Here is a 14,470-nt window from a genome sequence, read left to right as displayed (position 1 = left end):
GCATGGGTCGTCTGTTCGACAGCTTCTTCATAGGCGGATTTGAGTGTGCCAGCCATCGACGACGCGACGGCGTGCGACTCGATCTGCTTCACTCCACCGGGCACGACCGTTGGGCACCCGAAGATTTTGCCGCGATGGCGGCGTGCGGAATACGTACTGTGCGTGACGGTGTGCGCTGGCACCTGATTGAAACCAGCCCGAACTGTTACGACTGGAGCAGTTTTCTGCCCATGTTGCGAGCCGCGCGGCGTCAGGGCACTCAGGTGATCTGGGACTTATGCCATTACGGTTATCCTGATGATCTGGATATCTGGCGGCCGGAATTTGTCGAGCGCTTTGCGCGTTTTGCCGCTGCGCTGGCTCAGGTAGTCAAAGACGAAGGGGAGACCGCCCCCTTTTATTCGCCAATCAATGAGATGTCGTTCTGGAGCTGGGCGGGTGGCGACGTTGCTTATTTCAACCCCGGTAGCCAGCAGCGCGGCATGGAGCTCAAGCAGCAACTGGTCCGGGCTAGCATTGCTGCGATAGACGCAATACGTGCAATAGAGCCAGGCGCGCGTTTTATTCAGGCCGAGCCATTGATTCATGTCGTACCTGCTACGCGCGGTAGTGCGGAGATAGCGGCAGCAGAGTGCTATCGGCAGGCGCAGTTCGAAGCCTGGGATCTTTTATCCGGGCGACAATGGCCTGGGCTGGGCGGCCGCCCCGAGTATCTGGATGTGTTGGGCGTCAACTTTTATCCACAAAACCAATGGCAGCTCAAGGGTCGAAAGCTCACCCAGGACGACCCGCAATACAGGCCTTTTCAGGGCATGTTGAGCGAGCTGCATACGCGATACGCAAGACCGCTTTTGATTTCTGAAACCGGTGCCGAAGATGTTCAGCGTCTGCCCTGGTTCAATTACATCTGTGCCGAGGTCAGTAAGGCTGTGAGAGCGGGCCTACCTGTAGAAGGTATCTGCTGGTACCCCATTCTCGATTATCCGGGCTGGGATGACGGCCGATACTGCCCGACGGGCCTGTTGGGTTATGCAGACGGGCAGGGCAAGCGGGCCCCTTTTCACCCTTTGCAGGTGGCGTTACGCGAGAGTGCGAGTGAATTTGCGGCTCTTATTCGACAAAAGGACGGAAAACCCGCTTTCCAAGTGAACGCTTTTTGAGTACTTAGCCCCTTATATGAATATAATTCGTTTTTTGCCCAAAACCTGAGAACCCTTTCGAGGCTCCACCAGTCCTAGCTTTGAGAACATTTATTACACCCAACCAATATGTGTGGAGTTTCTGGAGTGTCGGAAGAAAAAGCCCGTGTCGACAATGCTGCAACGGGAGATATCCAGCATCAGGGAAAAGATATCTTTTTTGCGGCAGTGGAAACGACACGGATGCCGATGATCGTGACGGACCCCAATCGTGCGGACAACCCGATCATTTTTTCCAATCGCGCGTTTCTGGAAATGACGGGCTATTCGTCAGAAGAAATCATCGGTACCAATTGCCGGTTTCTTCAGGGGCCGGAAACTGACCGGGCTGTGGTGCAGTCCATTCGTGAGGCGATTGACGAGCGTGTCGATATCTCCACAGAAATTCTTAACTATCGCAAGGACGGTTCTACGTTCTGGAATGCCTTGTTTATTTCTCCGGTTTACAACGATGCCGGGGACCTGATCTATTTCTTTGCGTCGCAACTGGATATCAGTCGGCGTCGAGATGCTGAAGAGGCCTTGCGTCAGGCGCAGAAAATGGAAGCTCTGGGGCAGCTCACCGGAGGCATTGCTCATGACTTCAATAACCTGCTTCAAGTCATGGGCGGCTATATAGATCTGATCGGCAGCGCTGCAGAGAAACCCACTATCGATGTGCAGCGTGTCCAGCGCAGCGTTTATCACGCCAAGTCTGCTGTGGAACGCGCGAGTACGCTGACCAAGCAATTACTGGCATTTGCCCGTAAACAGAAGCTGCAGGGGCGAGTGCTCAACCTCAATGGTCTGGTTTCCAGCACAGAGCCCTTGATCGAGCGTACGTTCGGGCCGCATGTGACGGTCGAAACCGATCTGGACCCGGCATTGAAGAACTGCCGTATCGACCCGACCCAGGCAGAAGTTGCCCTGCTGAACATCTTCATCAACGCCAGGGATGCGCTGATTGGCAGGCCTGACCCGAAAATATCCATTGAAACCCGCAATCTGGTCGTCGATGAGTTGGCCAACATGTCTCATGACGGCTTGCTGCCTGGTCGCTACGTCAGTATTGCCATAACGGACAATGGCATTGGCATGCCATCGAGTATTCGTGACCGTGTGATGGACCCGTTTTTTACCACCAAGGAAGAGGGCAAGGGTTCCGGGCTAGGTCTTTCGATGGTCTATGGCTTTGCCAAACAGTCGGGCGGCGCGGCGCGGATTTATACCGAAGAAGGCATTGGCACAACGCTGCGCCTGTATTTTCCGGTAGACGAGGCAATGCTGACCCACTCTGAGCCACCAAAAGCTGTCGACAGGCGCATTGGCAGCTGCGAGCGGATTCTGATTGTCGAAGACCGGCCTGACGTCGCCGAGCTGGCGAAGATGGTGCTGGATGACTACGGCTATGTCTGCGAAATCGTACTCAACGCTCGTGAAGCACTGAAGAAATTCGAATCCGGCAGCAGGTATGACCTGCTGTTCACTGACCTGATCATGCCGGGCGGCATGAACGGCGTGATGCTCGCGCGGGAAGTGAGGCGCAGGTATCCGAAGATCAAGGTGCTGCTGACCACCGGCTACGCTGAAAGCTCGATCGAACGAACCGATATCGGTGGCTCCGAGTTCGATGTGGTATCCAAGCCTTGCATGCCCCAAGACCTTGCCCGGAAGGTCAGGCAGGTGCTGGACGGACCTAACGGTATCGCTTGATTGTTCCGCTAACGAAGACCTGAAGGCCTGACCGTTCTCGGTCAGGCTGATGAGTGTCTGGTTATACCCAATATTGACTGTGCTTTATGGGGGGCGTTGATTATTAATGCCTGTCGAGCATTAACGGACATCAGACAACTTCACGTATACACATAAATAGATAATGAGGTCGCGAAGTTGTAAAGCGCTTGGAACGTAGCCGTCTCTTTCCGTTCCATTGATAGAGATCACTACTCGTAACGTTTTTATGTGACTCTGCAGCCGTGAAAAAAAGTCTATAAAAGTTTTAAACTTCTTGAGCGTCGTCTGGGTCATTAAAGTGTACGCCACACATTTCAGCGTTCACTGCCAATGACTCAAAGGACTATTATTATGATTCGCGACGACCGCATCGCTCCAGGCTCCCCTGTGTATCAAGACACGCATGCCATGGCTCCTCTGCTTAAACGAATTTCCTGGAGCGCTATTCTGGCCGGTGTTGTATTGGCCATGGTTGTTTCGCTTTTGCTGAACCTGTTGGGAACGGCCATTGGAAGTGCCAGTATAGACCCAATGCAGGAAGCCAACCCGTTGTCCGGAATTGGCACAGGTGCGGGTATCTGGGTTGTTGTCAGCTCGGTAATCTCGCTGTTCGTCGGTGGTTGGGCGGCTGGGCGTCTGGCTCAGCGTGAAGGCGCTTTTCATGGTCTTCTGGTATGGGCGAGCGTATCGCTGATCACTGTCTATCTGGTGTCCAGTGCCGTAACAGGCGTCGTGCGCGGTGGCCTTAATCTGGCAGGCAGCGGTATGTCGGCACTGGGCAGCGGTATCGCTCAGGTAGCGCCGGCCGTCGGCGGCAAGATTCAGGATCAGTTGCGCGCTCAGGGTATTGATTTCAATCTGGACGATATCCAGGGTGAAATTGAAACAGCCATGCGCCAGACCGGCAAAGCCGAGCTGAACCCTGACAACGTCAAGCAGGAAGCTCAGGCAACCCAGGAAGATGCCCAGAATACTGCCAAGCAGAGTGCACAAAATCCTCAGCAAGCCGATGAGCAATTGGGTGGTCTGATGGACCGCATCAAAGCCAAAGGCGACCAGGCGTGGGATGCTGCCGATCGTCAGGCGCTGGTTAATCTGATCAAGGCGCGTGGCAACAAGACTGATGCCGAAGCCAATCAGATTGTCGATCAGGCTCAAGCCAGCTATCGCCAGGCTTATGCCAAGTATCAGGAACTGAAAGCTCAGGCAGAACAGAAAGCCCGTGAAGCGGCTGAAGTGACCGCCAAACGCGTTTCGCAAGGTGCCTGGATTCTGCTGATCACTCTGGTGATCTCGGGTCTGGTAGCAGCGGGCGCCGGTGTACTGGGTCGTCGTACTCAGCCGCCAGCCAAAGTTGTCGCTGCGATCTGAACCAACGCAACAAGACTGAACTGAAGTACCAGACGGGGAGCGTTGATCGCTCCCCGTTTTCGTTTCAGCCATTCGATATCGTGTCGGTGCCGATCCGCTTCGACAACACGTTGGTAAAATCCATCCCTCACTCTTTTACCTTATCATCGTGCGGCTCTACAGCTTGCGTAATAGGGCAACTTTCAAAGAGCGTGCTGCGGGATATATATTCAATCTCAACGGTGGCACCTATGCCATTGATGTTGCCAAGTCTATATTCACTGGGTTTTGAGGGTTGTTACTGTGAAGGTGTCCGGATGGAATATCGGGTCGGGCTTTGGCTGTTCGGCAGTGGGCTCAGGCTGGGTGAATTCGGCACTGAGCAAGTATGCTTGTGAGCGTGCAGAATCAAACGTCATGTTGTGCGCCCACAAACGGGTGCTGACACTTCCTTTGGTCCGATACTGCCCATCCGGGTCATGTTCAACCACGGTCAGGCTCGCATCCGGGCCACTGGGTATCAGCAGACGGTCGTGTTGACGATCATAAGCCATGCTGTTGACGGCGCGAGTGGTGGGCAATGCTGCGAGGCGTTTGCCGGTCATCAAGTCGGCAATAATTAACTGAGGGCTCGCGCCACGACAGGCAATGAACAGACGTTGTCGCGATTCATCAGCGGTGACCGCGCTGGGTTTGTTGCAGCCCTCGAACGTCCAGTACTGATGTTTCTCCAGTAGCTGACCTGAAAGAACGGCCACTTGATTCTCGTCACGCATCGGCACTATCAGCGTGCCGTCGCTGAGGACGATCGGCGCGTCGAGTTTCTGTGCCGGAACCTGCCGGGAACCCACGGGTGCGTCGGTACGTGCGTCGATGAAATACAGTGTGGAGTGGTCGCCGCGACGGCCGCTGGTTACGATCACGCGCTGATGCCCGGCATCGTAGATGACATTGTTCAGGTTGCCTGAGTCCAGTTTGAGCCGGTTTTGCACGGCCATGCGGTCCAGCGCGACGATGCCTAATGTGCCGTCCATGTTGGCGACATAGGCGCGATTGTACTCGGGTGCAAAGGCAACGGCATTGGCACCGGTCGAGTTGTCCAGGGTCTTGATCAGAACCTGCCGTTCGACGTCGAACACGGATAAACCGTTCTCGCGGCGTGCGATGTACAAATGAGACTGTGCCGGTTGCAATGCCGCGAACCCCCAACTGTGGCCAGCGCCTGGCAGCACGGTTGCTGCGCGGATGGTGTACAGCAGCGAGTCATCCGCCTGAACCGAAAGAGGTGCCAGCAGCGTGAACACAGTGGCAAAAATCTGTAATCCCGCCACTTTGAGCCACCTGATCAACGACATCATCGGCTTAAAACTCCAGAGTGGTGGAAAGAATGAATTGCCGCGTATCACCAACGGACACGAAATACCGGTTGGCGCTGGAGGTGTAATACGTGCGGTCAAACAGGTTCTTCACGTTGAACTGGATGTTGAGCTTGTGCTCATCGACTTTTGTATCGTAAGACGCGAAGGCATCCGCCACGGTGTAGGCGGGCAGTTCGAATGAGTTGGCAGAGTCTCCCGGGCGCTCTCCGACGTAATGTGCGCCAGCGCCGGTGCGCAAGCGGTCACCGCCGCCGATGATGCTGCCCCAGTCGTATACCGCAGACACTGCCGCTGTGCGCCGCGCCACGTTCCACAACTCGTTGCCCTTGTAGAGCGGGTCCTTGGTGATCTTCGCATCCAGTAGTGCAAAGCTGCTGATCACGCTCCAGCGATCGGTCAATTCTCCAGCCACGTCCAGTTCTATGCCTCGCGAGCGGGCTTCTCCGGATGTCCGCCAGTCGGTGAGCTTGGTCGCATCGTTGAACTGGGAGACCAGAATGTTTTTCTTGCGAATATCGAAGACCGCTGCGGTAGCCGTAATGCGTCCCGGAATGTCCAGTTTGGCACCCAGTTCGTAGGACCTGGCTTGCTCAGGCAGCACGGCAGAGTCAATGACCACGCCACTGCTTAACGGCGCAATGGTTGAGCTGGGTTTCAGTGATTGCGTGTAGCTGCCGTAGAACGACAACACATCGTTGTATTTATAGACGACGCCACCGCGCGGCAGCCATTTCTGCCCATTGATATTGGTGTTTGCCACAAAGGGGCGACCGCGTCCGGCTATTTGATCGTAGGTTTGGTAGCGCGCACCGGCCACCAGAATCCACTGCTCGTTGAGGTGGAACGAGTCCTGAGCAAATAACGAGGTGGCGCGCAGTTTATCGGTCTGGTCACTGTCGCTGGCCGATACCGTGCTGGACGGCGACTCCCGGCCATAGACAGGGTTCAGATAATTGAAGCTGGACCGCGCCGTTTGACGCAGCAGGTCCGAGCGGAAGATTTTGCGCTTCTCATCATCGACGCCGACCTGCAAGTCATTCTGGAAGCCTGCGATCTGAAAGGTGCCTTCCAGGTCGGCAATTGCGAAACTGTCGGTGCTCACAGCACCATGGGTTGCATCGTTACTACGCGTCACTGCGCCCGTGGCGGCATTGATGGCATTGATCCGCAGTTGGTTGGCATCGTAGGTTTCACGGTTCCAGCTGTAACCGAAATGAGATTTCCAGTTGTCGTTGAACTGATGGTCGACGCTCAGTTGCGTGAGGTCCGAGCGACCTTCCATTTCATTGAACGGTTCGTCCAGGCGCCGGGTTCTGGGAATATCCAGCGGGTGATTGGTGCGCGGGTCCAGTGCCGTGCCGCGGTCGAAAGGGTAAAGAAATTCCCTGTGCTCATATGAAAGCACCACTTGTGTCGTGTCGCCGTACCAGGCAAGCGATGGCGCGACCAGCGATTCTCGATGGGTGCCGAAGTTACGCCAGTAATCCTCGTCTTCATAATCCACCACCATGCGATAAGCCAGACTGCTCTCGCCCAGCCCGCCGGTGCTGTCAAAGCTGCCACCGCTACCGTCGCGGCCATGCGCATAGGCGGAGGCGCGACCACTGATTGCGTTGTAGCTCTCCAGCTGCGGGCGTTTACTGACGACGTTGACTACGCCACCTGGGTCCATGATGCCGTAAAGCAGCGATGCCGGACCTTTGAGCACTTCCACGCTGTCAGCAGTAGCGTTCAGGCCACGTCCCTGAACGATGGGCATTCCGTTGTGCATGATCGAACCGTCGCGATTGCCGCCAAAGCCACGCTTCATCAAGGTGTCTTGGGTTGCCGCCAGGGTGTTGCCCTGAGTGATGCCACTGGTATTGGCCAGCGCATCGTCCAGATTGCGCGGCTTCTGATCGCGCAGAACTTGTGCAGAAACCACGTTCACGACCTGGGGCACTTCCAGCGTCGACCTGTCGCTGTGCAGGATCGAACTCGCACCGGTTGGCTGGTAGCTGGTACTGCGATCGGAGTTGGCTTCAACCTGTGTCGCGCGCAACTCCATCGACTCTGACGCAACCAGCGTGTAGCTGCCGTTGCTTTGCTGCGCGGCAAAGATGCCGCTGCCTGCGAGCAATGCGGTCAGTCCTTCAGTGACCGAGTAGTTGCCGTCAAGGCCCGGTCCGACCTTGCCGTCGGTATACGCCGCATTTCCGGCCAACTCGATACCTGCCTGCTGGGCAAAACGGACGAGTTGCCCGGTGAGTGGGCCTTTCTCGATGCTGAACCGGTGAGTCAATGCGCTTGCATCGGCGGCAGAGGCGGTTGAGACCCACGATGCGCTTACACCGCCCACCGTCAATGGAATGATCATGGCCAGCGGCGTCAGGCTGAGATAAAACGGGCGTCGTTTATGGAAATGCATAGTGCTGGCGTCCACGCTGATGAAAGGAAAAATATTGGCTTTCATCTACACCGGACGAGCAGGGCAAAAGGGGAACCACCGCGTGCAAAAAAAATCAGGACCGCGCAATTATGCCCGCGCCTCGACAGTGACCCACCAGGGCAGCGTGCGCTTGATCGCCACGGGCAGTACCGACGCGAGGGCAGCCAGTGCCCTGTCTGTATCCTTGATGGAAAAGGTGCCGACCACTCGCAGCCCAGCAATCTTCTCGTCACAAGCAAGGTAGCCATGCCGGTAGCGGGCCAGTTCATTGACGAACTGCAGGAGCGGCATACCTTCAGCGACCAGAATGCCTGAGGTCCACGCGCGGCCAGAGGCAGGAGCGGGTTGCGGGCTGTCGAGTCGATCCCCATAAAGGGTTATCTGCTGTCCTGCATGTACATCGCAGCGATGATCGGCTGCCATGACCGACACCTCGCCTGAATAGACCGTGATGCAGGTGGCGTCATCATTCAGCAGCCGTGCACTGAATTCTGCGCTGTATGCCTGCGCTTTTCCATGAAGGGTTTTTACCTGCGTCCGCTTGTTCCGCGAGCGGGTAGCGTCGATCAACACTTCGCCTTTCAGCAGTTGCAACGCTTGAACATCAGGGGCGGCCGTAACGTTCAATGCGCTGGCGGTGTTGAGCCAGATTCGGGTGCCGTCAGCCAGCGTGAACTCTCGCGTTTCGCCCGTTGAGGTGGATAAATCGGCCCGAATCGAAGCAAACAGCGAGCCGCTCTCACCGTTGCTCAGCAGTTTCCAGCCCAATGCCCCACCCAGTGCGAGAACGCCCATTGAAAGAAGGGTCTGACGACGGCTCATCGATGAAGAGCTGGTGGACTGTAGAACCTTGTAAGCGCCATTTCTTTCTAGCGGATCCTGAAACTGGGCGAAGCGACCACCTATCTTCTCCACCAATGCCCAGGCCTTGCGGTGTTCCTCGTTCTGGCTCAGCCAATTCTGCCACTTGCGTCGCTCGGAATCGCCAGCATCCTCTGCACCCAGACGCGCATACCATGCCGCAGCTTGGTGCAGAACGGCATAGTGATCACTGCGAGGACTGTTCATGGTCAAAACTCATCGGCACGTGCGGACAGTTCACGCACCATGCACTGATACATGACCTGTGCCATGTACTTTTTCACCATGCGCTCGCTGGTGCCAATCTGTTCGGCAATCTCGCGGTAAGTGTTGCCTGACAGTTGCGCCAGCAAAAAGGCGGTTCGCGCCTTGTGCGGCAAGTCACGCAGCATGGCGTCGATTTCATGCAGTGTCTCGAGAAGAATGGCGACGTACTCGGGGGAGGGGTGCAGGTTCTCGGGCCTGTTTGCCAGCTCTGTCAGCCATGCCTGCTCGATCTGCCCCCGGCGCCATTGATCGATGCACAGGCCGCGTGCAACGGTACATAGGAACGACCGCGCTTCACCGGGCAGCATGAATACTCGTGGCTTGAGCAACAGGCGCAGGAAGGTATCGTGAGTCAGGTCCGCTACGTCGGCAGTGTTGAACGAGTTGCCAAAGCGCCGGGTCAGCCACTGACGTAGCCAGCCGGAGTGCTGTGCATAAAGGTCGTCGATGCGGGTCTGATCAGGAGCGCTTGAGCAGGTCATGAGAAAGCAATTGTTCCGAAGTTATAGAGAATCATACGCATACAATAAACAATCTCATTGATAAAGCACAGAACAAGCGTGCCAATTGTCTTGTTGACTGACGTATGTCTTGCTGGCGTGTTCTGGCGTTGCCGCTCAATACGCTCGCCGCACGAGGGCGGGCGCTGTCGCAGATTCTGATCCTGCGTGCTATACCCACAAGCTATCGTTGATTTGAACCGGTTGCGTAAAGTGTCCAGCGTCGCGATATACCGCCCGTGCGTGATGCACAAACGTATCGTTTTGGTAAGCCATGAATATAAAAACCAACCTGAGACGTCGCATTGTGGTGGTGTTTGCGCTGATGAGCGCATTTGTGGCGGCCATGTTTGGCATCGGTATTTGCATGACCGAGCACTTCGTTGAATCCAGGCTCATTACCATTGATCCTGAAAACGATCTGCACCGTCTCACAACGCGACCCTGTTGCATTCGGTAATGGGGAATCTGCTGCGTAATGCTTGGCATTACACCGATACGGGGTATATCAAGCTGTCGCTGTTCAAGACTGGGTTTTCTGTGGAGGACAGCGGCTCGGGTATTTCCGAAGACAAGCAGAATGCGTTGTTCCGACCCTTCGTACGGAGTGAGGAACAAACGTGGTGAAGGGCTGGGAGTCGGGCTGTCACTGGTTAATCGGATCTGTGCCTACCAGCGATGGCAGGTGACATCAAGCAACCTGCCCGGCGGTTGCAGTTTTCGGGTGGAACTGCAACCGCCGGATGCGGACAACGAGCCCGTCAGAGTCAACTGAGTGATTTATCCGTTCTGGTTTCAAGCGGTTGCGCCAATTGCCGCCAGCCATAAAAAGCGAGCGCGGTAAGCAGCGCGCTGAGCCAGACGATCACACCAGCCCAGAATGTGTGGGACATGAAATGCCAGCCCTGAACAACTCGCGTGGTGCCGTAGATTGCACCCAGTACGGTCGATGCGTAGAGGATTGCCTTGGCATGGCGCCAGCAGTAACGGCGTGCAACGAAATACAGTGCCACCATGGTAAAACCACCCGAAGCATGACCTCCTGGCCAGCAACGACCCGCACCTGCTTCATGGAACAGGCTGAAGTTTTCGAACCACTCCTTTTTCTCCATTGTGCCGCCATACAGAGTGGTTTCCACAGGGCAGTAAATGCTCGTGTGACTTTTGAAAAAGTGGATCATGCCGGTGATCACCGCGAAAGAGACCACGATAAACAGCAGGTCGCGACGGTGACGAGCAGTGAAGCGTAACAATGGTGCTACCCGAGCGGTTTCCAGCAAGCCAATCAATCGGTCATTGCGCCCGGGTTTCAGCAGTGGCCATATAAAGGACAGCAATAGCCCGATCACTGCGGCTTCTCCCGTCCAGTCGGGAATGATCCTGGGCCAGCGGTGGGTCAGATTTTCAAATAGGCGGTCATGCTCAAACGGAAATACCTGAAGCGGGTAGTAAAGCCAGTTGCTGATCGCTTCGTCGAGCGAAGTAAGATCAAAAACGACAAAGGTCAGCAGCGCTATTGCAATCGGCACGCCGAAGTTCCACGCATAGAATCTTGATTTTTCGCTTTGCACTCTTTTTTATTCCGTAGTCATTTGCGTGGCTTGAGAGTTCAGGTCGATGTGCCCAAGTCTTCTGCGAGGCAGAATATACGTAGCAGCCTGTTCAATTCCTAGCAGGACTTTCATGAAAACCGTTTCATTCAGCTTTGGCGTTTTTTTCACATGTCATTGACCTGACAATGACGCGTCCTTGATCAAGCTGGCGGCCTTAAAGGACAGAGCCAGCGTGTTCGGTTGTCCATTGAACAGGCAGGCATACGGGGCAACTTGATGAAACGGTATGATAAATCCGCGTTCAGGGCATCTTCGCTTCTGGGCGGCAGGGTAAATGTTGTTCTGATGGCGGCCGCCATTGTGATTTCTTTGCTCGTGTTGACGGGTTACACCTATCGGCCGCGTTCGCCAGTTCGGCTTGTTCAGGGCGAGAATCTGGCCATGTCCGGTTTGTATGCCAGCTGGAAGAAAGGTGATGTGATGGTACTGGTTCGCCACGGCGAACGCTGCGACCGCTCCAGCAACGAGTGCCTTGGTGCAAACGACGGCATCACTCGCTACGGCAGTTCCGTTTCAACAGATGTCGGCCGGTCGTTCAGCGAACTCGGGCTCGCACACACCGATGTAATAACCAGCCCTTTGACCCGCACAGCCCAGACCGCACAAGCCATGTTTGGCCATCCGGTGGAGGCCCAGGAATGGTTGTACAACTGTGACGAGACGATGCTGAATGAGGTGGTGGCGCACAAGTCTCTGAATCGAAATCTGATTCTGGTGACGCACAGCGGTTGTATCGGTCAACTGGAAAATCTGCATGGGTATCCTCATGCAGCCGCCAGCGAGTACGACAGTGCACTTTTCATTTCGCTCGACAGCCAGGGTAAACCCGTTATACGAGGGATTATAAACCCGGAGGACTGGACGCAACTGGCGCAGCAGAAAAGCCGCTGAGTTGCCAGGTACGCAGGTAGATATTCTGTATGGCGTCGCAGGATGGGTCGATCCGTTATAAGTGATGCTCACCAGAGAGCAGCCGATATGACCTTTGCAGAGGCATCCGTACCGCGACGCACAAGCCGTTTTCCCCGGCTTCATCTGTGAAGGCGCGCCTGATAGTGGCATCCGCGCGATCCACTATCACCTTCACGATTGACAATCCAAGACCCGAGCCGAATTGCTCGCTGCCCAAGCCTCTATGGAACGGGTCAAATACTCGCTCACGCTCTTCTGCCGGTATGCCTGGGCCCGTGTCCTTTATCAGAAGACATGCCTTGTCCTGTTCGATTTCTACCGACAGATCGACCCTGCCGCCGTATGGGGTATAGCGGATCGCGTTATCGACCAGGTTTCTGACCAGCGTGTAAAGATCCAGCTCGTGCATGAACACGGATACGTCGTGATCGCCTTCGACGCCAATATCGATCTGTCTGTCTTCGGCCAGGGCGAGCAGGTCTTCCAGTACACGGCGGTAAATATGGTGTACCGAAACCGGCTGCTGCGGTGGGCTTGAATCGGACTGAGCCCTTGCCAGGGCGAGCATTTGATCGATCAGCTTTCGCCCGCGCTGGATTCCACGGCGCAAGGGTTGCAGGCGTTCGCGGGCGTTGGCAGACATCTCGGCGAGCGCCAGTCTTTATGCCTGCAGGGAAAGAGCGGTAAGGGGCGAGCGCAACTCGTGCGCGGCATCGGCGACGAAGCGATTGTGCAGTTCTACAGACTGACGGACACGGTCCAGCAGCCGATTGATCGCCACGACAAACGGACGAATTTCTGGCGGCACGCGCCTTTCGTCTACCGGGTGCAGTGCCTGATCCGCGCGCTGATCTATTTCACCCTACAACAGGGCGATAGGGCGGAACAGTTTGCGTACCAGATCGCCTACAACGATCAACAGCACCGGGAAAAGAATAAGGAAAGGAAGCAGGCTGCGCTGGGCACTTTCTCTGGCGTCCCGATCACGAATGCCGGTTTCCTGCGCTACCGCGATACGCTCGCCTCGAGAGGTCGTCCTGACCAGTACGCGGAACGGCTCGCCGCCTACATCAAGGGTCAAGAAGCCGTCCGGGAGCGTCGTCGGTAATGCCAGAGGTATGCTGGCGTCATCATCGTGAATGGCCTTGGCACCATCGGTCAGGTGCTGGATGATCACTCGTGACTCTTCGTCGTCACCTTCGATAGCCGCATTGTTAGAGTATTGCAGCGTCATCTGCTGGCGGTCGAACAGCACTGCAACTGAGCTGGGGTCCAGTGTAACCACGCCATTGCCGAGCAGAGGCATGCCGCTGCCTCCCTTACGGCGCAGGACGGCACGTATACGCGCCAGCAATTCGGTCATGTCGAACGGTTTGAGCAGGTAATCATCCGCACCACCGTCCAGCCCTCGCAGGCGATCATCCAGGCTGTCGCGGGCAGTGATTATCAACAAGGGGACAGCATTACTCTGAGCGCGAATACTGCCTAGTACTGCTTGACCATCCTTGCCTGGCAGGCCGAGATCGAGCAGTACCAGGTCGTAGTGTTGAGCGTCGAGCGCAGTCAGGGCGAGGAGGCCGTCCTTGACCCAGTCAGCCGCATAACTTGCATCATCCAGAGCACCCTGAATGGCTTCGCCGATCATGGGATCATCTTCGACAAGCAATATCCGCACTGCTTTTCTCCAATAGCGAAAGCCCTCCATAAGGAGGGCCTGAGCCGACGTAACACGGGTGAAAAATTACAAAAGGAAGAATTCAATCCTTGTGAGCCAGGGTTATTTTTTTCCCTGTAACGTATCGAAGGTTTTCAACAAATCGTCCATGCTGGTCTTGCATGTATTCTGCTCCGGATTGTTGGCCCGCAAGGCAGAAAGCGCACGGTCGATTGCCTTGTCCAGTAAATGCCAGTCGCTTGCTGCGCGTGGCTTGATACCTGCCTCCGCTGAATCCCATGCCGACTCAAGGTCCTTGATTCTGGCTTTGGCACCTTGCAGATCGTTTTTTTCGACGAGCCCGGCAACATCTATCGCTATTTTATGGAATGCCGACAAGTCGCCCAGTTTAGACGCCGCTGCCTGGCTGTCGTCCTTTTGCGACATGACAGCACCTGAGGCCGGCTTTGGCTGATCGGCAGGCTTTGAGCAGCCCGCAGCGACGCTGAGCAGAAAGATCGATGAAACGATAGCCACGTGACGAATTGCATTTTGAAAATAGCGCATGATTATTCCCGTATGTAAATGAAGAGG

10 protein-coding genes and 3 pseudogenes are annotated in these 14,470 nt (G+C 55.7%); 5 read left to right on the top strand and 8 right to left on the bottom strand.

The annotated features are described in order from the left end of the window. Positions 1–2 precede the first annotated feature (2 nt). From RGM3321_RS05540 to RGM3321_RS05530, 3 genes are all read left to right on the top strand, one after another. Positions 3–1,160, top strand: a complete 1,158-nt coding sequence (locus RGM3321_RS05540; protein ID WP_244391918.1) for a beta-glucosidase — start codon at positions 3–5, stop codon at positions 1,158–1,160. A gap of 126 nt (positions 1,161–1,286) precedes the next feature. After that, on the top strand, positions 1,287–2,891 hold the full coding sequence (locus RGM3321_RS05535) for a hybrid sensor histidine kinase/response regulator (RefSeq protein ID WP_244391917.1): 1,605 nt from the start codon (positions 1,287–1,289) through the stop codon (positions 2,889–2,891). Between the two features lie 372 nt (positions 2,892–3,263). After that, positions 3,264–4,283 carry a hypothetical protein gene (locus RGM3321_RS05530; RefSeq protein WP_057402377.1) on the top strand — a complete coding sequence of 340 codons (1,020 nt, stop codon included), beginning with the start codon at positions 3,264–3,266 and terminating at the stop codon, positions 4,281–4,283. A gap of 257 nt (positions 4,284–4,540) precedes the next feature. On the opposite strand, the gene RGM3321_RS05525 is transcribed toward RGM3321_RS05530, so the two are convergent. The 4 genes from RGM3321_RS05525 to RGM3321_RS05510 all read right to left on the bottom strand — a co-directional run bounded on the left by RGM3321_RS05525 (position 4,541) and on the right by RGM3321_RS05510 (position 9,679). After that, the gene (locus RGM3321_RS05525) at positions 4,541–5,620 is read right to left on the bottom strand and encodes a hypothetical protein (protein WP_244391916.1); all 1,080 of its coding nucleotides are present in this window, start codon (positions 5,618–5,620) and stop codon (positions 4,541–4,543) included. 4 nt (positions 5,621–5,624) lie between these two features. After that, positions 5,625–8,093: a TonB-dependent receptor gene (locus RGM3321_RS05520; protein ID WP_244391915.1), complete on the bottom strand. Its 2,469-nt coding sequence runs from the start codon at positions 8,091–8,093 to the stop codon at positions 5,625–5,627. A gap of 63 nt (positions 8,094–8,156) precedes the next feature. After that, positions 8,157–9,137 (bottom strand): FecR domain-containing protein, encoded by a 981-nt coding sequence (locus RGM3321_RS05515; RefSeq protein ID WP_244391914.1) that lies wholly within the window; start codon positions 9,135–9,137, stop codon positions 8,157–8,159. 2 nt (positions 9,138–9,139) lie between these two features. Continuing rightward, positions 9,140–9,679, bottom strand: a complete 540-nt coding sequence (locus RGM3321_RS05510; protein WP_244391913.1) for a sigma-70 family RNA polymerase sigma factor — start codon at positions 9,677–9,679, stop codon at positions 9,140–9,142. Positions 9,680–10,126: 447 nt separating this feature from the next. Here RGM3321_RS05510 and RGM3321_RS05505 point away from each other — a divergent pair. Then, positions 10,127–10,472: pseudogene (locus RGM3321_RS05505) on the top strand (ATP-binding protein); the annotation flags it as partial. Here RGM3321_RS05505 and RGM3321_RS05500 read toward each other — a convergent pair. Then, the gene (locus tag RGM3321_RS05500) at positions 10,465–11,268 is read right to left on the bottom strand and encodes a phosphatase PAP2 family protein (RefSeq protein ID WP_244391912.1); all 804 of its coding nucleotides are present in this window, start codon (positions 11,266–11,268) and stop codon (positions 10,465–10,467) included. The pseudogene RGM3321_RS05505 and the gene RGM3321_RS05500 sit on opposite strands and share 8 nt — an antisense overlap. A 258-nt stretch (positions 11,269–11,526) precedes the next feature. Here RGM3321_RS05500 and RGM3321_RS05495 point away from each other — a divergent pair, with 258 nt between their 5' ends. Then, positions 11,527–12,201, top strand: coding sequence for a histidine phosphatase family protein (locus RGM3321_RS05495; protein WP_244391911.1), 675 nt, complete (start codon positions 11,527–11,529; stop codon positions 12,199–12,201). Positions 12,202–12,256: 55 nt separating this feature from the next. Here the strand turns inward: RGM3321_RS05495 and RGM3321_RS05490 are convergent. The 3 genes and pseudogenes from RGM3321_RS05490 to RGM3321_RS05480 all read right to left on the bottom strand — a co-directional run. After that, positions 12,257–13,483: pseudogene (locus RGM3321_RS05490) on the bottom strand (ATP-binding protein); the annotation flags it as partial. Then, positions 13,484–13,897 (bottom strand): annotated as a pseudogene (locus RGM3321_RS05485) (response regulator); the annotation flags it as partial. 102 nt (positions 13,898–13,999) lie between these two features. Further along, positions 14,000–14,443 (bottom strand): hypothetical protein, encoded by a 444-nt coding sequence (locus RGM3321_RS05480; RefSeq protein WP_244391910.1) that lies wholly within the window; start codon positions 14,441–14,443, stop codon positions 14,000–14,002. Between the last annotated feature and the right edge of the window lie 27 nt (positions 14,444–14,470).

The sequence above is a fragment of the Pseudomonas sp. RGM 3321 genome, from assembly GCF_022836805.1.
Taxonomy (GTDB): Bacteria; Pseudomonadota; Gammaproteobacteria; order Pseudomonadales; family Pseudomonadaceae; genus Aquipseudomonas.
Note: the sequence above shows the minus strand (reverse complement) of the source record. Positions and strands in the feature narration are given on the sequence as shown.